Annotated in this window: 14 protein-coding genes, 3 pseudogenes and 1 other annotated feature; of the genes and pseudogenes, 10 read left to right on the forward strand and 7 right to left on the reverse strand. The window is 52.4% G+C overall.

Features of this window, described 5'->3' with window-relative positions; all coding sequences use genetic code 11:
- Nucleotides 1–446 precede the first annotated feature (446 nt).
- Entirely contained in the window at nt 447–908 is a 462-nt protein-coding gene (locus GCE01_RS17200; RefSeq protein ID WP_244591252.1) for a Fic family protein, read from the reverse strand.
- Between the two features lie 804 nt (nt 909–1,712).
- Here GCE01_RS17200 and GCE01_RS14495 point away from each other — a divergent pair.
- The 5 genes from GCE01_RS14495 to GCE01_RS14515 are packed head-to-tail and all read left to right on the forward strand — an operon-like array spanning nt 1,713 to nt 5,642.
- Nucleotides 1,713–2,270 (forward strand): hypothetical protein, encoded by a 558-nt coding sequence (locus GCE01_RS14495; RefSeq protein ID WP_099213420.1) that lies wholly within the window; start codon nt 1,713–1,715, stop codon nt 2,268–2,270.
- Entirely contained in the window at nt 2,248–4,401 is a 2,154-nt protein-coding gene (locus GCE01_RS14500) for a hypothetical protein (RefSeq protein ID WP_099213421.1), read from the forward strand. Before GCE01_RS14495 ends, GCE01_RS14500 begins: the two co-directional genes overlap by 23 nt.
- Nucleotides 4,388–4,807: an endonuclease toxin domain-containing protein gene (locus GCE01_RS14505; protein ID WP_099213422.1), complete on the forward strand. Its 420-nt coding sequence runs from the start codon at nt 4,388–4,390 to the stop codon at nt 4,805–4,807. The genes GCE01_RS14500 and GCE01_RS14505 overlap by 14 nt, the downstream gene beginning before the upstream one ends.
- On the forward strand, nt 4,804–5,043 hold the full coding sequence (locus tag GCE01_RS14510) for a hypothetical protein (RefSeq protein ID WP_145995807.1): 240 nt from the start codon (nt 4,804–4,806) through the stop codon (nt 5,041–5,043). Before GCE01_RS14505 ends, GCE01_RS14510 begins: the two co-directional genes overlap by 4 nt.
- Nucleotides 5,040–5,642, forward strand: coding sequence for a contact-dependent growth inhibition system immunity protein (locus tag GCE01_RS14515; RefSeq protein ID WP_145995808.1), 603 nt, complete (start codon nt 5,040–5,042; stop codon nt 5,640–5,642). The genes GCE01_RS14510 and GCE01_RS14515 overlap by 4 nt, the downstream gene beginning before the upstream one ends.
- A 383-nt stretch (nt 5,643–6,025) precedes the next feature.
- Here GCE01_RS14515 and GCE01_RS17480 read toward each other — a convergent pair whose 3' ends face one another.
- Nucleotides 6,026–7,789, reverse strand: a complete 1,764-nt coding sequence (locus GCE01_RS17480; protein WP_099213424.1) for a Hint domain-containing protein — start codon at nt 7,787–7,789, stop codon at nt 6,026–6,028.
- A 439-nt stretch (nt 7,790–8,228) separates the two neighbouring features.
- Here GCE01_RS17480 and GCE01_RS14525 point away from each other — a divergent pair.
- Nucleotides 8,229–9,397, forward strand: a pseudogene (locus GCE01_RS14525) (IS3 family transposase).
- Nucleotides 8,510–8,626, forward strand: a sequence feature (AL1L pseudoknot). Its footprint overlaps the pseudogene before it by 117 nt.
- 254 nt (nt 9,398–9,651) lie before the next feature.
- Here the strand turns inward: GCE01_RS14525 and GCE01_RS17215 are convergent.
- Nucleotides 9,652–9,959 (reverse strand): annotated as a pseudogene (locus GCE01_RS17215) (transposase); the annotation flags it as partial.
- 195 nt (nt 9,960–10,154) lie between these two features.
- On the opposite strand from GCE01_RS17215, the pseudogene GCE01_RS14530 reads away from it, so the two are divergent.
- The 3 genes and pseudogenes from GCE01_RS14530 (at nt 10,155) to GCE01_RS14540 (ending at nt 14,266) form a co-directional block, all read left to right on the forward strand.
- Nucleotides 10,155–11,403: pseudogene (locus tag GCE01_RS14530) on the forward strand (autotransporter strand-loop-strand O-heptosyltransferase).
- Nucleotide 11,404: 1 nt separating this feature from the next.
- Entirely contained in the window at nt 11,405–13,666 is a 2,262-nt protein-coding gene (locus GCE01_RS14535) for a Hint domain-containing protein (RefSeq protein WP_167386176.1), read from the forward strand.
- A gap of 57 nt (nt 13,667–13,723) precedes the next feature.
- Complete coding sequence (locus GCE01_RS14540) at nt 13,724–14,266, forward strand: helix-turn-helix domain-containing protein (protein ID WP_244591255.1); 543 nt, start codon at nt 13,724–13,726, stop codon at nt 14,264–14,266.
- 12 nt (nt 14,267–14,278) lie between these two features.
- Here GCE01_RS14540 and GCE01_RS14545 read toward each other — a convergent pair whose 3' ends face one another.
- The gene (locus GCE01_RS14545; protein ID WP_099213426.1) at nt 14,279–15,358 is read right to left on the reverse strand and encodes an IS5 family transposase; all 1,080 of its coding nucleotides are present in this window, start codon (nt 15,356–15,358) and stop codon (nt 14,279–14,281) included.
- A 332-nt stretch (nt 15,359–15,690) separates the two neighbouring features.
- Here GCE01_RS14545 and GCE01_RS14550 point away from each other — a divergent pair, with 332 nt between their 5' ends.
- Complete coding sequence (locus GCE01_RS14550; protein WP_099213427.1) at nt 15,691–16,221, forward strand: hypothetical protein; 531 nt, start codon at nt 15,691–15,693, stop codon at nt 16,219–16,221.
- A gap of 410 nt (nt 16,222–16,631) precedes the next feature.
- Here the strand turns inward: GCE01_RS14550 and GCE01_RS14555 are convergent, their stop codons facing one another.
- The 3 genes from GCE01_RS14555 to GCE01_RS14565 are packed head-to-tail and all read right to left on the reverse strand — an operon-like array spanning nt 16,632 to nt 21,664.
- Nucleotides 16,632–18,041, reverse strand: coding sequence for an FRG domain-containing protein (locus tag GCE01_RS14555; protein ID WP_211516783.1), 1,410 nt, complete (start codon nt 18,039–18,041; stop codon nt 16,632–16,634).
- A gap of 53 nt (nt 18,042–18,094) precedes the next feature.
- On the reverse strand, nt 18,095–18,811 hold the full coding sequence (locus tag GCE01_RS14560; protein ID WP_099213428.1) for a hypothetical protein: 717 nt from the start codon (nt 18,809–18,811) through the stop codon (nt 18,095–18,097).
- A complete protein-coding gene (locus GCE01_RS14565; protein ID WP_211516784.1) occupies nt 18,812–21,664 on the reverse strand; it encodes an HsdM family class I SAM-dependent methyltransferase in 2,853 nt (950 codons plus the stop codon).
- Nucleotides 21,665–21,676 lie beyond the last annotated feature (12 nt).

Below are 21,676 nucleotides of genomic sequence, written 5' to 3' on the forward strand. Positions count from 1 at the left end.
AGTTTTTACTACTCGAAAGACAAAATGTAAGGTCCCCTGTTCGCTTGCCGACAACGATCAAAGCAAGGGCATTAGACTTGGGTACCTGCGCCTAGAACGATAGGATCTTCCGCAAAGGGTCGGTTCAGGATATCAAGCACTTCATCTGCAGCGTAAATCCGATTGCGTGCATAGCCAGTTCGTTCTCTTAGGATACCAGCCTAGCAAAGCTGGCCAATCGCCGTGTGAGCAGCGGGTGGCGTAATCGACAGCAAAGTTCCCAGCCGTAAAGCCGTCAGAACCGGATAATTCCAAAGGATATCAAGCGCTCGTAGAGCTGCTGATGCCTTTCGGAATTAACGGCGGATCAACCATGCAGCATTCAGGGTTCTGAGAGCTTCACGGGCGATGCGTAACTCCTGAACCGTTTGAACAATGGCATTCGATACAAAGCCGATCAGAGAAAGTCAGTTTAGTTTCTGCTGTGCTTGTTTGAGAACTGCATAATCAGCCTGTTTGTGGAGCTCTATATACGGTGAGAGATAGAGCGGAACTTGTTTCTCAGCTGCCATCATCAAGGGTAGCAGGAGCCGACCCACGCGACCATTCCCGTCTCGGAACGGATGAGCAGCCTCGAAATGAGTATGGGCTAACGCCATTCGGGTAATCAAGGACTGGGTCATCATCTGCATCCCGTCTTCCCGCATGTAGTCCAGGGTCTCTTCCAGAAAATGAGGGACTGCAGCCGGAGGTGGAGGATTATAGACGGAATAAGCAATGTGCCCATTGCCGCCGATCCATACGACCTCCTGCCGGAAGTCTCCCGGAGTATCTCGGTAGGACGCATCATGGCCGAGTACACTACGATGCAGGTTCTGGATCAGATCGACCTGAAAGATTTGACGGCCCTTAATGAGAGCCGATGGCACAAACCGCTCCAGAGCCAGCGCGCAATCTCATCAGCCTGTGCCAATGCCAACTGGGCCTGGGAATGCAGTGCTGCGATCTCTTCAAGAGGAATTCTTTCCTCCAGAAGAGGAGAGGAAGAACACCGTAGTGATGCTAATAAGGGGCTGGAAGACGGATCAGACGCTCACGGACACCACCGGATAGTTCAGTTCGCTTCATGCCCTAAAACCTTTATCAGAGAACGCAAAAAAGATTTTTATTAAAGGTTATGGTAAAAGACTTTCAATAAAATTTTCTGGTGGAGATTTCTTAAAGGTTTGTGACCACTGGTCAGCATACTTTCAGAGCATGAGAAAAGCAGCCGCGATATTGACGAGCGCATCACAGAACACGATCAACAGAGGCTGTTTAAGCGCCGCAAACGAAAGCCTGATGACAACAAGTATGGTCGAAGATAAGGAAACCCTCCTGAACTGTGAACATGGGCGTTGTCAGCCAACCGGGCTAGCCCAGATTTTTCCGGCGATATTGGATAAGCGGCCGGCGTTAGTAAATGAGCTGCATTCTGTCGCTCGCTGATTAAAGAGGCAGATTAGGGGGGTAGCAGAACGTCAGCTTTGGGGTTAGCCGTGGGCCTAAGCAGACAGTAAAGCATTCGAGCGTGGAGCCAGGAATTCCGTTCTATCGCCTGTAAGACGTGCTCCCAAAGAGAGATTGAAGTAAAATTTTCACACTTTGCCTAAGAAATAGTACGAAACCTGTTCTTGACGTTCTGTTACACTAGAAACATTCTGTCACTCATAATTTTACGGTGAGATTTCAAGATGACAGATCAGTCCCTTTTTCCAGCACAAGTCCCTCCAACTGATCATCTTGAAGGGGTTCTTTCTGGAAAATCGGGAGCGTCTGTCGCGACACACGATCAGACCTACGGATCTCTCCCTACGCCTCAGGAGATCAAGGACCTTTTAACGGGCCTGTCAGGAAAGCAGGTGGGAAGCTCCGGTCAGGACCTGACGTCAGGTGTCGACTACTGGAAGAACTCCCCGGAGGTCGAAAAGCTCAAGACCGAGCTGCTTGCGTCCGGGCAAAGCAATCCGGCTTCTGCACTTACTTCAGACAAGACGGCCCTTTCAGAAACAAAGACATTATCGGCAGCCGTCTCACCATCTCCGGCACTGGTGAGTCGTGCCGCCGTCGCGCTTTACTCGACGTCCATTGATGAACCTCTTTACAACCAGGGCGGCGCAGGACCGACAATCTGGTTTGCTAGCGCGAACCCCTTTGCGTCCAATACTGTCATGGTAGAGCATTCCGCTCTGGTCAGCAGTCATCTCACTGAACTCAAAATTTTGCGGAATGACGGATATTCGGTGGGCTAATGGAGACCTGGATATTGCTCATGGCGGACTTCCCGACGTACCTCCAGGATATAGTGATGCTGCAACCAACAAATATTTTCTGCAGAGCTTTGATGGGGCGGTAGGATACCACGGTTCCGGGTACTACGTCGCAGAACATCTTCTAAACCGAGATTTTACTGCTCAAGAACATAATAACTGGGTCAGCGTTATCAATCAGGACATCAAACATAACGGATGGACACCAGCAGAAGTCTGGCTGAAGTTCTATGTTACCGTCTCTAATTATCCTGAAGTGACCACGGATCTGAACGGCTTTCAGCGCGATATTCTCAGCCGCACAGACGGCAGTTACGATACCGGCTGGAACACGTGGGCCCAGAACATGATGGCGCATGGATACTCTCTTACGGAGATGCGATCCAATATTGCACACAGTGATGCGGCGCAAGCAGCCCTGAATGCAATTTATCAGGCGGACTTCTCTCGGAATATCGATGCTTCAGGCCTTCTTCATTACGAAGACAAGCTGGCCAGTGGGTGGACCTTGCAACAGGTCCGGACTGAGGTGTCCCATTCAGACGGAGCTACACAGCGTCTTTCCCAGGCCATCACAGACATTCAGGGGCGTGCGGTTACGGAGAACGACAAGACCTGGATCCAGGCCCAGGAAGACGCTCTTATAAACAGTTCGACAACACTTACACAGATCTATCAGGGCACGGCCCTCTGGACGGGCGAGCATGGCGGTTACAATGGCCTGATTCAGAACATTCAAAACCGCACGCCGACAGATGCGGACAAAACCTGGATCCAGGCTACCGAAAGTCTCATCGGAGGCCGTCAGCAGACCTATTATCAGGTGCGTCATGATCTGGCCTATTTCTCGGGTGAAGATTACGTCATCACAGCCTACTATCAGCGCGTCCTGGGGACCGGTCCGACAGCAGATCAGATCGCCAGCGCCAAGCAGGATCTTGATAACGGCGGGAGCATTACAAACCAGCAGACAGCGCTTGCCATGTCAGATGCCGGGCGTGCCGTGATTCAAGGTCTGTATCGTGACCTTGCAGGGCTGAATTCACCCAATGACGGTCAGAACACTTATTACCAGAACCAGTTGGCCTCAGGGTATGGCATCCCTCAGGTTCGTATCAATATGGCGCACAGTGTCGAAGCACATACGGCTCTGAACCAGCTTCAGCATGACATTATTGGTCGTACGGACGGTCAATATGATGAAGCCTATGATCAATGGGCTGAAAACAATATGGGATCATACACGGACTGGACGTTGCAGCGTGTTCGGCAGGATATTGCATTTACATCTGCCGCGCGCACTGCATCCACAGGCGTGATCCAGAAAGAAGCCGGGATCCAGTCTCCGTCAACGCAACTTCTTGATTATTTCTCGTCACAGTTTTCTGCCGGTAAATCCCTGGCGGACATGACCATTTCGTTTGCCTATGGTGGCGAAGTGCGTGGCGCAGCGACAGCGATCATTCAAAAGGAATCTGACATCCAGGCGCCATCAGGCCAGCTTCTGGATTACTTTTCACGCACAATCGCCGGAGGTCAGTCTCTTCAGGAAATGACCATCTCTTACGCGTATGGAAATGAAGTCACAGCCGCGCTCGGAGAAGGTTACAGCTTCTTCCTCGGACGGCCAGTCTCCGCCAGTGAGCTTTCGACAGCACAGGCGACGATCGCTTCCGGCACAAGTCTCGCAGGCATTTATAGTCCCCTCTCACAGTCCTCTGAAGCCTACACCCAGTACCGGAACCTTTATGCAGACTGGGGCCAGGTCCCTCCCACCGATAGTCAGCTACAGACTACAGGAACCGCCCTGTTTCATCTTCAAAGAGCCTGGGTCATAACGCAAGCGCAGACATCTGCGCAGCTTCAGGCTGAAGTCCAGCAATATCAGTCGCTTCCTGCAGCGGCGACGTTCCAGGACTATATCAGCGCGCTTGCTGTTTCTCAGGACCAGGCAACGGATCTGACAGCCAGCATGTGCGCAGAGCCCATGATGGAGGAAGCCGATACCGCTGCAGACGTTGACAATCTCTCCTCGCAAGGGGGGGGAAGTCGTCCTGACTGCTGCCACAAATCAGGCCATTATCAAGACCGTCCAGAAGTTGGACAAAGATGACCCAACCCCACCGTGTAATGATGGAAACAAGTTCCGCACGACGGTTCCAAAACCTGTGGAGAACACCAGTCTGATTGCTGGAGCAAATATCCTGTATTCGCTTGTAAATCAGAAAGACTGGCCGGATACCTATAAGACCAATGGTATCACCTGGAATGATGCTGGCGCTGGTAACAACCTGTCCAAGCAGGGTCTGCCTTACGAAGCTTATGTTCAGCAGAAGCTGAACAACTGGCGTCCGGATGGCGGCTATGTCTGGCTGCAGGATCATCGCGGGAACTGGCCAACGTTCGATCATTGGAATCAGAAGTCAGGTGATGCCGTTAGCGACAAGACCCTCAACACAAAAAGGGAAAGCTACCAAGATCATCCCCCACAAATTAAATGCAGATCTGGTCAGACATGAAGAAAATGACCCTGTATCAAACAGGGAATAGCAGGGCGTCTTCAAATTCATATGTCGTGTTTACTCAGGCTGAAATTGAGTCTTACCGTTTTGAGCTGGGTGTCCGGTCTGAGAGCACGACCGAAGCCCAGTGGGAGCAGATCTGTCAGGCCTATCGTGGCGCAGCGGCCAAGATGGCAGCCTACACTCCGAACGGCGCGAAGCCCCTGACTTTTGAGATTGATGAAATCACATGACCCAGACCTATTTTACGCCCGAACGCATCCGGTGGCTGCATAACAAACAGGTCGGTATCATTATGTCTCCGGCATTTCTGGTGATCGAGTGCCGAGAAATCTGGAAAGGCAGTTATTTCTCGCGTACGGGTTGGAGTACGCATGCCCCCAAAGACGCTTCTCCGCTTTGGATCGGAAAGAACTTTCGCAAAGCTCTTCTGTCCAGCGAATATTTCAACAAGCCTGGAGAGCCTTTTCTAGACGGAGAAGAAGTCGATGCGATGTCGAAAGCTTCCAATGCGCGCCGTCTGGCTTTCTGGGAAGAAGTTGCCTCAACGTACGGCTATAAGAAACGTGAACAGGCAGGGTCCTGTTGCGATATGGTCTTTGCCGAGTGGCACTATCTTGTGGACGATTTTGTTATTTTGACGCCCAGCAAACGGACCACTGGTGGCCACTTTGCATGGCCATCCAATACAAAGCAGCATAAAGAAAAAGTCATGCATGTCCCTCTGTCTGTCTCAGATGAAGATCTGGGACTGGCGGTTCAGGAAGCACTTTCCCGATGTGAAGTCCCCAAGCGGCAGACGGTCAATATGCTAGGCCGCCAGTCGACCTGACGCCTGCCTGACACTTTGACAGAGTGGCGGCAGCTTTAGGTGTGACGTGATGGGGATCTGATGTCCGAGAGGCGTAAGCGGACCTACTGCCCTCGCCTCTTCACAGACATAATTTTTCCGAAATCGGCATCTACATATCAGACATAATGCGGCTCAATCTAAAAGCAGGATTACCGAAACGCAGGAAACCTAGGTGGACGACTTTTCGAGCCCCCACGTTGGTTGTCTGTGCATGGGACATGCATGAGTGCGATGGCTATATCCGTTCAATTGCAAGCCATTCTGGCCTTTAAGGTGTTGTTTATATCGCTTATTTAATCCCCGAAGTGCTTTCCAGAGAGCACCTTAACCCAGCGTTTTGTTGATGCTGGGTTAGTGTCACGTCAAGCCTGTAGAGCGTGTAGGTTAGCTTCAGCGTCTGAGGCCAGATATGGCCCCGCAGCGTGAACTTGAAGCGCCATGAGCGCAATACTTCCAATCGGCCGGGATCCAAGAGGCAAGAGCGCGCTTCCGTTTGTCCAGCGGCACAGGCCGTCCTCGACATTATTCCATCCGGACAGATTGATGTTCTGCAGATGAGATGTCAGGGTCTTCGTCGCGTGTCCCTCGAAAAGCTGGACGTCGCCGACCAGCAGGCCGAGCATACGGCGGTCATCCACGAACGGTCCGACAACATCACACGGGCGGCTTGCATTTGAAACGATCCGAACGTTTTCAACACCAGCCGGAATCATGAACATAATCCGATCATTATTCTTACGGATCGGGCGGAGCGTCGCACCGGTATCTGTGACCAAATGAAGATCGTTCTCCTGCGTCAGGGAGGGAGTATCAGTCATAAGAGGAGAATTGAGGTGAACAGCTCGTGTCTCAATCTGACGGAAGAGGGGTTCGACAAGATCACGGTCTACGGTCAAAGACGCTGCTGCATCCTCCCAGGACAGATTACGGGAAGGTGTCAGAGACACGACCTCTCCAGCCTGCCGAAACGCACTACGATTTCCAGTATCAAGATAACTCTCAGTCAGCATACCATCCGCCATGATAACTGAATGTTCTTCAGTTTCGATGTGGTAGTAATCGTAAGAGGTTATCGACGTGTCATAGAAGATCGAACGACCATTTACGAGCATACGCGCCAGAACGAATTTTCCATCAAAAAACAGACAGTGCTCGGCTGTGATGAGCATATCCTTGAACGGTACGCCGTCGGATACTGCGTCCTTTAGAATACGGACGGGATAGCCCGCCTGATCCAATGGAAGATACGGCCGCACCGTACAATGCGCATGTCCCGCCCACGTGACGATATCTGTATATATCACCTCGTCTTTACAACAGAGGACTTCGTCACCCATGACGATATCCTGCACGGCTTTTTTTCCATTGGGGACAGAAATAATAGAATCCCTCAGAAAGCAAACCAAGACCCCGTTCTGACTTGTATTATTTAACGGGGTCGAACTAATGAATAAATTTCCATCCTGATATGACTGGAATAAATTATTATTTTTTTCATAGTCATAAAAATCTCCCGATACCGTGATTGTTTTTCCATTATCTGTAACGATATTCGTACTATTTCCGTTCTTTGAAACGGAAACAACCTTTGTTGCGCCAGGAATTTCTATGGTTGATCCTGCGTTTCCAAATCCTGATATACTTTGAAAAGAAATGACGGATACATTACTTCCTGGGTTAATCAGAAGTGTACCACCACCATTTCCGAAAGCGACTTTCGACCCACTTAAGGCAGAAATCGCAGCCTGGTTCTGTACTGAATTCAGAATCAGCTTTCCGCCAGAAGATATATTATACGTCGAACCAGAAAGGGCTGATATCGTCGAGGCACTATCCATGGAAATGGTGCCTCCATCTGCTGTGAATGTCGCACCAGTCAATGCATTGACAACGCCACCAGTCAATCCAGTTACTGTAACAAAGGCGTTGTTGCTTGAGGTGACACTCCAAGGGTTTGCCAGGGAAATTAATGAGGGAGAAAAATTGACGGAAGCATTGACGTTTTTGCCTGAAAAATTAGCGCTCGCTCCGCCAATCGATACGAGTCCAAGGACAGGCAAAGCTGGAACAAGAGTGTAACTCCCGCTTTTCGTGACAGTATGGTTGTATCCATATATCAGCGACATCTTTTATCCTCTCGTTAATTTATCGTTGACGCGCTTTAACTAAATATGTTGCAAAGAGCAACCATGTGTTACTTTAAAATATTTTTATGTAATATAATTAGGTAATTAAAGTATTAACTGGTTAATAATTAATAATATATACTTAAAGATACAATAATTTCTTGAATATCGGTTGGTTATCATTTAAATTATATCTTATTATATATAATTATTTACCTAGTTTTATTTCAAAATTTAATAGGGTGCGAATTATATTCCGTTAGTTTTTCCATTTGAAGGAATCGAAAAACCGTTAATTAAGGTGCCTTGGCTCTGATTTTGGGCTTTTGGTGATTTGATTGACGGTTCTGTGGGCCACTTTTGATCTGCGTTTTGAGCCGATCGGGGACTGAACCGCTCCGGGATTGGCGGAGACCTATTCACCTGAGAAGAAGGTCTGATGAGCAATTCTGTGAAGAAGTTTTCTCCTGAAGTCCGTTCCCGTACGGTACGGCTGGTTCTGGAGCATGAGGGCGAACATCCGTCTCGCTGGACGGCGATGGTGTCGATCGCCGGGAAGATCGGCTGTTCGGCGCATACACTGAACGAATGGGTCAAGAAGGCCGAGATCGAAGCTGGCAAGCGGGCTGGTGTTCCGGCCGAGACCGCAGATCGGCTCAAGGCGCTGGAACGTGAAGTGCGCGAATTGCGCCAGGCTAATGAGATCCTGCGGAAAGCTTCAGCGTATTTCGCCCAGGTGGAGCTCGACCGCCCCTTTCGGAAATGACAGCGTTTGTCGGTGAGCATCGACAGGCCTACGGGGTCGAGCCGATCTGTAGAATTCTGCAGATCGCCCCATCAGCCTACTATGAGCGGCTGCGAAAACGGCGTGAACCAGACCGCCGATCAGCCCAGAGCAAACGTGACGAGGTCCTGAGGCCCGAAATCCTGCGCGTTTTCTCGGAGCATTTTGGTGTCTACGGCGTGCGGAAGGTCTGGCGTCAGTTGCGCCGGGAAAAGATTGAAGTCGCCCGCTGCACAGTCGCGCGGCTGATGCGTGATCTTGGCCTGCAGGGCGTTATCCGCGGCAAACCGAAGCGCACGACGATCAGCGACAAGAGCGCGCCCTGTCCGCTCGATCGCGTCAACCGGCAATTCAAGGCACCGGCGCCGAACCGGCTGTGGGTGTCGGACTTTACTTATGTCACGACATGGGCCGGGTTCGTTTACGTCGCGTTCGTCATCGACGTGTTCGCACGCTACATCGTCGGCTAGCGCGTCAGCCGGACAGCACATGCGGGCTTCGTGCTCGACGCGCTGGAGCAGGCGATCCACGCCCGATGCCCGTCAGAAGCAGGCAATCTTGTCCACCACTCGGATCGCGGCTCGCAATACGTCGCCATTCGCTACACCGAGCGCCTGGCCGAGACGATCAACGGTCTGTTCAAGGCCGAAGTAATCCACAGGCGTGGCCCATGGCGCTCGTTTGACGCCGTGGAATATGCCACTCTCGAATGGGTGGACTGGTTCAACAACCGACGCATCCTCGAACCCATCGGTAACATCACACCGACCGAGGCCGAGCAACAGTTTTATGCCGCTATGGACCACGTCCCACTGGCAGCATAACTTAAGAAAACCAGTCTCCGCCAATCCCGGAGCGGTTCAATACGCCAGGGCCGCGGCTTGAGAGACGACTTATGGACCTTTCCTTGAGACAAAGTCTGGTTCCTCTACGACGTCCTCATTGGCTTTTGAGCACCAGGTTGCACAGCAGCCTAGCGCCATCATTGGCAACAACATCCATCGTTCTCCATTTAGGAATTAACGTGGATTTCCGGCCGATGGGGATGGTGATTTGTAGCCACAGAACGGAATAGTTAGATCGTCTTGGCACCCGGCACCCGGTCCAACAGCCTCACCCAAAAAAAGCGCATGAAGGACAGACGATCGTTGATCAGGCATTCCTTCCGCTATCCAAATAAATTGTTCAACGCCTAGATCACCAGAACTTTACACATCAGCACGACATCAAACGGTGAACGTCCACCTTGAGTGCTCCCTGAATAAGCCAAATCCTGCTCCAGGTCAGAGCGGAACACTGTAGAATCTACGCTTCGAATTGATCGCCAGGCCCTCTGAACCGAGTAAATCTCTCTTTATCAACATCAAAGAACCTGGGCTGCTTCATAGCACCATGCCCTCCCCCAAGATCGAAGAAATAGAGTCACACAGAAAGCCTCAAAACCAGAGAGTTTCCGACCCTTCCCGCGGGAGGCAATGTTTTTGTCATTATAAAAAAAAACATTAACTTGATGATTTTTGTTTTATTAACTAGTAACTGATCGTTAGCGCCTCGCGATAAAAATTCGGAACTTCTTAATTAATGCCTCAGAGCCAGATATCGAGTGATCAAGAGGCCGCTTCGAGCGGTGCGAACCCCCTTGGTTCCAAGCTTTCTGATAAGCCCGCCTATCCTCCTTCAGCGTCAGTCCCGACTCAACAGACGCATCATGGCATTCGGTTTGATTTCAATTTTGGGTGTCGTGTTCAACTGCCACTTCTGGGAGACGGGCAATATTCTCTTTGAGAAAACCGGGATCCCTGCAGGTCTTATTCATTCCAGCAAGCGTTGGTATGTCCGATTTGGCATAGATGTTTGGATCGAAAGTCAGTCTCAAGGTGGCGTCAAATTAGAGAAACAGGTTTTCAGTCATCACTTCGACCCACAAAACAAAGAGGTTCTAATCCAATTCCCGGTGGGGGCATTCGGCGACACATTGGCCTGGATGCCCTATGCAAACCGCTTTGCGAAAAAACATGGTGCCCATGTCACTTGCGCTCTTTCAGGCCTCATCAGTCCTCTGTTTGAGAAAGCGTATCCTCATATTCGCTTTTTACGCACGAGGAGGTCATTGACCAAAGGCTCGGCGACACATTCTACGGGACCTATAGTTTAAGAGTGTTTTTTGATGATGTGGCATGTGACTTGCAACCGACTGATTTTCGATATGTCGGCCTACATAAAACAGCCGCCTATATCCTCGGGGTTTCCCCTGAAGAAGAGCCTGCAAAGATTACTCTTTCTGACGAAAGCCGTCCTCTAAAAGAGCCTTATGTCTGTATCGCCGTACAGGCGAGTTCCCAATGTAAATATTGGAATAACCCGACAGGTTGGCGCGAACTGATCACGTGGCTTAAGGAGCAAGGGTATCGCGTCGTCTGTATCGATCAGAAAGCCGAACATGGAGCGGGTTTGGTATGGAACCACTTACCGCATGGGGCTGAAGACCAGACAGGAAATCGTCCTCTGACAGAACGAGCGCGCTGGCTTAAGCATGCAGCATTCTTTATTGGGGGCAGTTCAGGCCTAGCCTGGCTTGCATGGTCTGCAGGCTGCCCTGTGATCATGATTTCAGGGTTTACCCACCCCAATAACGAGTTTGAAACGCCCGGGCGCGTGATCAACTGGCACATCTGTAATTCATGCTGGAATGATCCGAAGGAGCGTTTTGATCACCACGATTTTTTTGTGGTGTCCGCGGCACAAAAACTTCGAAAGGCAGTTTGAGTGCACAAAGTTTATCACCTCCGCAATGGTGATAAATAAAATCAAGTTGATGACGGAACAATAAAATGAGCTCTTATATTGTTAGCAGCGGACAATATTTGTCAAATAGCCCTATACCTTGGACTTCTGGTGGTGATTATTACGATCACGTATCAGTTCTAAGCGGTGGTATAGTTAAGAATGAAACACTTATTTCAGGTGGATCTATCAGCGTTGGTTCGGGCGGACTGGCCGTAGGAACTGTTATTTCAAGCGGCGGTTCCCTAACATTTGCCGGCGGAGGAAGCGGATCATATACCCAACTTTTGCCAGGTGGGACACTCAATATTGGCTCTGGTACAACCTATGATAATCAGCATACCACGTCGCTGACGGCGACTTCCGGGGCACAGATTAATGTGTTGTCTGGCGGGACACTATCTAACGCAGATGCTGCCTCAGGTGGATCTATCAGCGTTGGTTCGGGCGGACTGGCCGTAGGAACTGTTATTTCAAGCGGCGGTTCCCTAACATTTGCCGGCGGAGGAAGCGGATCATATACCCAACTTTTGCCAGGTGGGACACTCAATATTGGCTCTGGTACAACCTATGATAATCAGCATACCACGTCGCTGACGGCGACTTCCGGGGCACAGATTAATGTGTTGTCTGGCGGGACACTATCTAACGCAGATGCAAAGCAATTTGGAAATATTATTGTAAAAAGCGGTGGGACGACAGAGAATGCAATCATTTCCAGTGGAGGCGGTCTTGGCGTTGCTGGTACAGCTTCTGGAACAATAGTTAATTCCGGGGGTGTTCTAGAAATTACTTCTGGTGGTATTGCTAATGATAATACCATTACCAGTGGCGGGGCCATTGATGCCGATGCTGGCAGCGTCGTGGGCACCACGACAGTGTCGAGTGGCGGATCGCTTACCGTTGCAAGTTCAGCAGCAATTTCAGGTGTTGTCACCATAGCCAATGGCGGCTCTGCAACGATCTGGAACAATGCTGGCGGAACCATTGACCTCGTAGGAGACACCAACCACGGACTGACCATTTCGGGTCTCGAAAATGGTGGTACAGTCAGTACGGTTATCAGTGGATATACAGGAACGGGGCCCGGTGATTCAGATTCAATAGATCTGGCCGGCGTTTCTCCTACGGGTGCAACATACAGCTATCCGTCCAACGATCAGGTGGTCGTAACGCTCAGCAATGGAAACACCATCACCCTTAATATCGAGGGCGTCAAAACGACAGGTTTCGCTCTCGTTAGTGATGGGAATGGTGGGTCCCTTGCTGAAGTCTGCTTCCTTGCGGGTAGCCTCATCTCAATCCCATCTGGAACGATTGCCGTCGAAAAGCTGGCGGTCGGTGATAACGTCACAGCATATGTCGATGGGACCGAGACAGTTCGCCAGGTGACATGGGCCGGCCAGGCCCGCTGCACGGTCCGTCCGCATCTTGCTTTAGATCAGGCAGGATATCCCGTTCGCATTCTCAAAAATGCGATCTCTGAGGGCGTTCCTTTTAAAGACATGCTGATCACCGCCGAGCACTGCCTCTTCTTTGACGGCAAGTTCGTGCCGGCTCGGATGCTTGTAAACGGTCGTTCGATCTTCTATGACACCTCGATCACGTCTTACGACTACTATCACATCGAAACCGCCGACCACTCCGTCATCATGACTGACGGTATGTTGACGGAGAGTTATCTCGATACCGGAAACCGTCGCGCTTTCCGTCAAAATAACGCTGTCGTCTCCATCCCTCTCAGCCGTAATCTCTCCTGGGATGATGCCGCAGCCCCTCTCACCGTGTCGCGTGAAGCAGTCGAGCCAATTTTCCGCCAGATTGAAGCCCGAGCTGAAAATCAGGCCTGCCCGGTACAAACCGCACCCAAGCCTCTGACCTATGACAGCGACCTGCACCTTGTGACTGATACAGGCGCAACAATCCGCGCAGCCCGGACCAATAATGATCAGGTTGTCTTCATGATCCCTGTCGGCGTCGACAGCGTCCGGATCGTCTCTCGTGCCAGCCGTCCATATGACGCACTAGGACCCTTTGTGGACGATCGTCGGACACTGGGGGTTCTGGTCGGCGATATCAGAATGTTCGAAAGCAATGCAACGCGTTTACTCAGCGCGCATTTGACTGAGGAAGGTCTTTCGGGTTGGAGTAACGTCGAAGACGGAACAGTGCGTTGGACTGAAGGAAATGCTTTTCTTTCTTTAGGACATCGCCCCCTAGGCAGTATCGCTCTGTTATCCGTTCAAATTCTTGCGTCTGGTCCCTATCTGGTGACAGACACGACTCTAGACGTGGCTCTTCAGGCATAACAAAAAAAAACCCGGTGACTTCACGTCACCGGGTTTTTCTTATATGATGCCACAATCATGCCACATAGAACCTTGCTGACTCTAGGACAGATCTGGACCCCCAAAAATCAACAGGAATTCCCTAGAAAAATTGTTGATCTGGTGAAAAGCAGTATCGAATTTCAGGTATTGAACAATAAATTAGATATAAAAAGATGCGCTCACTCTCTTTTTCGAAAATGGATTAAAAGTACCCAAGCGTCTCTTACTGAAATTGATGAAACCCGCGTATCTCCAACACTCGCGTTGGCACAAAAGCTCTTTGCTCTTCGCAAGTCCGCAAAGATGAGCCAGCTTGCGCTTTCTGAAGCGCTCAATATCAGTCGCTCTGCGGTTGCTGCGCTTGAAACGGGACGAACTGGAGATCTTCAAAAATATCTTCCAAAAATTTCTGAAATTTTTGATGTTCCCATCAATTTTTTTCTGGATGGCCTCTCAACTAAACCAGTAAAACGCCTCATCTCATCAGATGAAGATATTTTGATTGATCTTTACAGAGCTCTCACGCCAGAAAAAAAAATCAGTGCCCAGAAGTATATGGAGAGGCAAAAAAATACATAAATGATCAGGTTGCTACGCAGCGGGGCTGATCCGCTCCAGAAAGAGGAAGCGGCGCATATTATAGACGATGTTGGCCAGCCCGATCTTCATGGTGGCCCGCTTTATGCCTACGGTTCCGACGAACAGCCCCATCTGTGATTTCTGATCGGCAAAGACGTGCTCGACGCGGGATCGGATCACCGACTTCCCCGCATTGGACCGCTGGATATGCCGGGGCATCGGTTTGAGATGCGGCTTTTTGCGATGAACCTTTGAGATAAAGCTCTGCTTTTCCATAAAGTCTTCGTTGGCTTTTGAGCGATAGGCCGTGTCAGCCCAGACGCTGGAGGCCGTATTGGTTTTATCCAGCAGCCCCTCTCTCAATCGCGCGCCATCATTGGCGGCGGCATGCGTTGTTTTCCATTTCCGGATGAACCGGTATTTCCGATCGATGGAAACATGCGATTTACAGCCAAAGAATGGGATAGCGAGATCGCTGGATGGCATGGTTCCATCGTCCTGCCGCTTCGCCTTCGTAAACTTCAGCGTCCAGCGCGCATGCCTGTCCTTGTGTGACAATCTGGATGGCTTATCCTGCCAGTCTTCAGGAAGACGCCCTGCCCGGAGGTCGGCTTTCTCAGCATTCGTATTGCGCTGCTTTGGAGCGGTTACCAATGTTGCATCCAGGATCTGGCCTGACATTGGCAGATAGCCTGCGTTCCGCAGGGTTGTATCAAAGCGATTGAACAGACCCTCGATCGCTCCCGCCTGCGTCAGGCGTTCACGGAACAGCCAGACCGTTTTGGCATCAGGAACACGATCTGAAAGCCCCAGCCCAAGGAAGCGCATGAACGACAGGCGATCGTTGATCAGATATTCCGTCCGCTCATCAGACAAATTGTTCAGCGTCTGGATCACCAGGATCTTGAACATCAGCAGCGGATCAAATGGCGGTCGCCCGCCCTTGCTTCCATCTGAATAGGCCAGAGCCTTCTCCAGTTCTGGGCAGAACACCTCAAAATCCACAGTCCGGGAAAATGCTTCGAGCTGATCACCAAGCCCGCTTAACCGGGCCAACCGCTCTTCAACATCAAAGAAACCCGGCTGCTTTATAGCGCCATTCCCTCAGTTAGAACCAGACGAATGGAATCACATAGCAGGCCTCAAAACCAGAGGGTTTTTCGAACCCTCCATCTCCAAAAACTGCAGTTTTCCGCCATAAATCTATGTCCGTTTTTTTACTTTATCGGACATAGGGGGTGGGACACAAAAAAGGCCCGCAAAGGTCATTTCGAGGCGTGTCCCACAGGCGTTCGTCCAAGGATGAAGTCTGCTGCCGGAGCGGATGTCTGATCGGGGAAAGTTTTGGCTTAACCTTTTACGTTAATCTATCTCGACCAATCCATGTGCCAGACCTACTCTGCCGTTAGGAAGCTATAAGGAGAATGTCAGTCGGGGCTTGGGGCCCGCTCATCATGAGTTTCTTCGTGGCGGTCTTCGCGTCGTTGACGTTGTATTGGCATCTGGATCTTTCCGGGATCGCGTTAGCCCTCCCTTTCTTGGGCTTCCTCTTGATCGGCCTCGCGGCGATGTATGTTATCCGTTTACCCGGGCATGGGATCAAACCTACTCCGAAAGAAGAGCGTGCCATTATGTGGAGTAGCATCGGCGAAGGCATCGGCCTTTTCCTCGCTTCTAACATTGTCATAAATCTGCATCGGCCAGACCTTCTCCGGCCTTCAATGGCTCTGGTTGTCGGGCTTCACTTCCTTCCCATTGCTTTCTCTGCGGGCTTCTGCCCGTTTTATGTTCTGGGAGCGGCTTTGATTGTCGCGGCGACCGCCGGCTTTGTGATGGGAGCGCCTATGGGCGGCAAGGTCGCTGGCCTTATGGCCGGAGGAGCGTTGTGGCTTGCGTCAGGCATAGCGATACGTCGCGATTGGCTGGCAAAGGGCAAGGCATCCGCTACAGCTTGAACTTCTCTCGGCCAACCGTTCGTCTGATAATAAGGCGACGGCCCCTGCCTACTGCTGCATCTGTAAGCCAATAGGCCGACCAGGGGGGCAAACGGAATGTCGGCTTTGTGTCGGGCGCTCGATAAAGTCGGACATTCACATGGATGACCCTCGCGAAGGTTTTCACCCCATTCTGGTCGTTCAAGTAACCTATGCGACCTTTGAAAAGCCGACATTTGCTCACAAAACAACCAAGAACCAGCCAATTGATCCAGTATAAGCGTTCGAATCCCACATGGTCCGCTATCCCCGCGGATTGCCCTCTATGGCCCAATATTGCCGCCGATCGCCGCACACCACCATGCGCGAATTCACTCTATAGCCCGACATTTCATCATCAACTCATGTCTAAGCCGGGCGACACTATCAATTCAAACGGCTGGAAGATTGTTAGGCGCAGTCCTCGGCTCGGTTCTGACAGGATTGGGCGACTGGTGCTGATCCCGCAAATGAACTGCGGTCTGGTCGATGCTCGGATAGACAGTCGTGGCGTTGATATTGATCCGGTCAAGCTGGTTGAGTATGTGCGCCTTATTCTTGATCGTAACACGACTGATCTCGATGCCTTCCTCTCCCGCATCAGGCAACGCGGCCTCGTGCCCGAACAGCAAGAAGGCACCGGATTGCGATTTGATGCGTGTATTCGTGCGCTTCGCCTTCACGCAGATGATAGACCGGAGGTCGTCGGGAATGATCCGCCCCTCGAAAAAGCCTTTCTCCGACTTGATGTGATGGAGAAGTTTACCGGCGACATCCGTTGCGTTGAAGGCATCTTGGTCGAGACTGAGGTCTATGTCGTTCTTCTGCACATAGGTCAGGTTGGAAAGGTTCGACAGGCAGCTGACGGTGTCGGAATCATAGTATTTTATGACGTTCGATGCGATCCGGAAGACAATGACCTCGCCGTCAATTCCGAGCTGATCCGGCCTACACGAGCAAGCGAAGAACAGAGCCACTAGCGGATTGCCGGAAATATCGAGTAGCCGCGTTGGCAGACCGTAATGTTGCATCCGTACGAGACGGTCGAAGCAATAGTCATCGCCTTGGAACTCGTCGTGATGTGCAATTAGCAACTCTTTGCAGAGACGGTCCTCGTTGGGCATAAACTGCCAATCACCATTTTCCCATTTGCGCAGCAGGGATGGGGTCAACTCGTAACGGGCGTCGCTGTGTCCTCGGAAGAAGGGGTCGGTTCCGGCCTTTGCCGGTGAGCTATAGAGCAGCTCAAGAAACCGCTCCACGCTGTCGGCGTCTCCGATAATCTTCTTGTCGCGCGGTGGCGGTTGGACTTCTCCATCGCCAACGGCTGGAGCGGCCTTCGCCGCAATGCCCTGGCCAAGACCTGGCTTGGCCTCGGCCAATCGGTCGAGGATGTCACGAACATCGCCCTGGCGGACGGCCCAATGGGTTCGATAAAGTTGGAACTTATCCGTACCAAACATCGCGCGCGCCGCATTGATATCCTCAAAATCGACCTCACCGAAGTCGATCACAGTCTCGAAGGCAGCGGAGACCTCCTTGCGCCCGGAATCGATGTTGGAAACTCGGCCGTATTTGATGAGCATGGAAACGGTGTCTCCACTCGACTTGATCTCGCTGCATAGGAATGTCGGCAGCTTTTCCAGAAAGGCGATCGCGGTACTGTCTAGACTCTCAAGCCTCTTCTCTGTGTCAGACGGTGTGTATTCGAACATACGTCCTCGCCCCATAGCGACGACATCGACGTTCCCTTCGACATTTTCCCAGTTACCGAACGAGATATAGTTGAAGCTTTCCGCCATGCGTCCTCATTCCGTTCGCTTGCTGAATGGTATCGATTAAATGCGTGGGACCGCTACATCTCGATCCACAGATGCCGCAGACCAATTCTTGGCAAAGTGAGTTCGCGTTCATGTTCAGACGAAAGGACAGCTACCCGTCGAAGTGCATCGTGGCTGACCGTGTTCAGACGGTCATCACAGCTCCAGCCCGATATGCCAGCACGCGATAAGGTGCGTATCCAGCAATCGAGACGTTGGATCCACGCCGCTATGCCGCCCGCTTGAACATAGGCGATCATTACCGCCTGTTCGTGCGCCGCGCCGTGAAGGCCTGCTTTGAAGCGCTGCACACCACCGGTGCTGCCGTTCGCCACGCGAAGATATTCGCGCTTGTCCCGATCTTTACCCTTAGGCGTAGGGAGACGTTTGCATTCGATGGGAAGAAGCGGATCGAAATCGTCATGCCGCCGACCTTCGATCCAGATGACTTCTCCCGCTGGGGCCGCGATCAGATCGATCCGCCGCGCTAGCTTTGTTTCATCCGGTTCCTCGATGCGGAACTGGAGGACGTCCCAGCCCGAGGATTTACGGGCAACACCGTTCAGGTGGGCGCAGAGCTGTGAGGTCAGTTGTGTCTCTGAATCCGCCGCCCGTCGGCCGGGTCGATCGCGCCAAGCAGGCAATTGGTCCAAAATGAAATCGATCAGTTGGTGAAGCCAAGCCTTCGGATGATGCAAGTCAGGCGAGAAGCCGCCACTCTGAACATCGGCGCCGTCATCATCCGCCAGCATTCAGAACCCCTGCGTTCGGAGGTCGGCCAACACGTCGTCGCTGTCGCGTAGCGCTACTGAACGCAGCCAGTACCGAAGGCGGTCCGGTTTCAGCAGGAAGATAAAGTGCCCATCATAGATTCGCGCGATACGCGTGATGGAGACCGATGCGCCCTTTTGTTCGCGAAGAAGAGCATCGACTTTCCCGTGCAGAGACTCCTCACCTTCCCAGTCAATCATCCCACTCCCGAATACGAAGGGATGGCAGACGATGCCGGGCCAGCGTCGTGGAGGCAGGCTGACCAGCGGCTTTGCACGATAGACTGCTCCGATCTGCTTACAGAACAGACGCGCGAAGTCTTCGAGTGCCGGTCCGGCGTCCTCACGCAGAAGGCGGGATTCACTGCCTTTGCGAATGAATTCCCGATATTGGAAGACGATATCCTCGGCGATGATCCGTTCATTGTCGCTAAGGTCGAGATCGCCGTCCTCGGGGAAGGGCAAGGCGAGCACATCGGCTCCGGCGACATTCGTCGCCTTTTGGGTGAAAAGCTTGGTACTGATCCCGGCGGCATAGGCGCGTAGCGGAATCGACTCCGCCTCCAGCCAGCGCGCTAGTACTTCGAGATCATCGCGTTGGGCCTGCGCGAATCCGACGATCTGGTTCTTGAAGGTAAGGTAATCTGCGGACCAGATTGCATGAGGCAAGTCCTCATGTTCTCTTACTAGAAGCATGGGCGGCGTAAAGAGCTCGGCCGAACGAGGCCCCTCGATCGGCTTGTCAGGCACAACGGTGATCTGGCTTTTGTCGATGCCGTCCAGCGTCAGGGCCGCCGAGGGCAAAAGCGGCTTTCCGATCAGATGGTCCGCGCTGCGAGATACGCCTTTCTTGCCCTCGACGAATCCTTCTCGGACATGCCAGCCGCGCTCGGCCGCATGCTGCTTGAGCGTGCGATATCGTTTGAGCCGTTTTACGAGGCCGTAGGCTCGAGCGCCGCCGAGAAGGCCGGCGCGCCAAATATCCGGGCTAGGTTCAGACAGCACCTCACTGCGCGGCAGCCAGTGCAGATCATAATAGTCGATGTCGAAACCCTGTTCGGCGTCGGCACGTCCGGCGCGACGAAACACCGCGTGCAAGATTCTGCGATCTTGCGGCGCCTCGCTCGCTTCCGCTACCACGGCGACGATCTTGGTGTCTGCGCCCCCTTTACTGAACAGGCCACGGATCGACACGAAGTCAAGGATTTCGCGCACATCCCAACGCTTAAAGAAGGCTGCGCGTACGGGCGCGGAGCTGGCGTTGTAGATCAGGTTGTACTGCTGAAGCATGGAGAGCACGCCGCCCGGAGCCAGCAGTTCCATGGTCTCCGCCAGAAACAGATAAGCCACCTGCTTGTCTGCCCCGGCACCGAGCGCTTCTGTGAAACGTGCATAGCTTCGCTGCGCGCCCTCGGTCTTGAGGGCCGATTCAAACGGCGGATTTCCAACCACAACCCCCACCGGGCCATCGATGCGTGCTTTCTCTCTCGCCTCGAAAAAGCAGGCTTCGATCAGGGTCCGGTCCGTGAGCTTAGGAAAAAGCTGAACGCTTGCCCGGATATCCTCGGGCTCCAGCGCATCACACAGCGCCAAGCACAAGCTGAAGGCCGCCAGTTCTATCGCGCCACCTTCGACGTCAATCCCACGAAGCCGTTCGATCAATGTGCGCAAAACATCGACGCCTGGCTTGGCCCAGCCGTTTCGGCTTCGCCAGTGCAGCACCAGTCGCTTATAGGCCTCGACCAGAAAGATTCCCGAGCCACAGGCTGGATCGAGAATGAGTTCACCCCGGTCGATCAGCCGGTCCAACCGTCGCCAGCTCAAGGCCTCGTCTAGCATCAATCGGACAAGTGAGGGAGGCGTATAGACTGAACTGTCGGTGTCGGAGACGAACAGTTGATAGATATGACTGATAACCTCGACCGGTAGATCGCGGAACGAGTAGAGCGCCCATAGGTTGAGTTGCCCCCCAACCTCCTCGCGCCCCTCTAACAGAGTGCTGAATCCATGTAGTTCGGTGCTGTTTTCAAGAGCAGCCCGGTCTTCGTCCTCAATCCTGAAAACATGGCCGTTAAAGCGGGTTTCAAGGGCGCGAAAAATTTGGACCAGTGCTGGGCCGTCCGCCATGACATGGAAAAAACGAGTGGCACCTTCGCTGAATTGCCCGAAAAAGTCAGCAGGCAATGCGCCACGCTCTTCCAGATAGGCAATGAGCAGGGAGAGGATGAGCAGCCGACGACGAAGCCTGGCGTTCAGCAGTCCACTTTGTTTCAATCGGTTATGCAGATCGCCGACCGCATCGACCAGACGACGATGCGCGGATTTGGACGAGGAAAGCAGTAGCTTGCACGCGGCCGGGTCATCCCACAGGGTGCTATTCCGAAGCCGTTCGGCGTCCCACCACGCTTCGCGAGCGTTGATGCGTGCGGCGAGAGCCAAAGTCTTGACCGGTTTGCAAACGAGATCGCCAGAAGCCGAAACAAAATCAGCCTTGTGGGCGCAGCGGAACAGCTGAATCAGACCCGGAAGGCGGCGATAAAGAAGTGGAACTCCGCCCCAACTCCAGATCCGCTTATGCAGTTCTGCGAACGCAGGATCATCGGCCGGACCATTGCCAACGAATATGAAGGCTTGTGGCGCACCCGCCCTACCTTGGGTTTCCGCTTCGAAGAATACCGCATAGGCGCCGTATGAGGCGGCCTTCTCCATCGCCACGACTTCCTCGGGCGGACGCCCTTCGGGCAAATACCCCGCAATCCGAATAAGACCATCGATCTGGACATCGCTGACATCCAGTTGTTCGATCCAGGCCGTTCTATCGCCGATGGCGGACATGTTATGTTCCGT

Source organism: Gluconobacter cerinus (assembly GCF_002723935.1).
Taxonomy (GTDB): Bacteria; Pseudomonadota; Alphaproteobacteria; order Acetobacterales; family Acetobacteraceae; genus Gluconobacter; species Gluconobacter cerinus.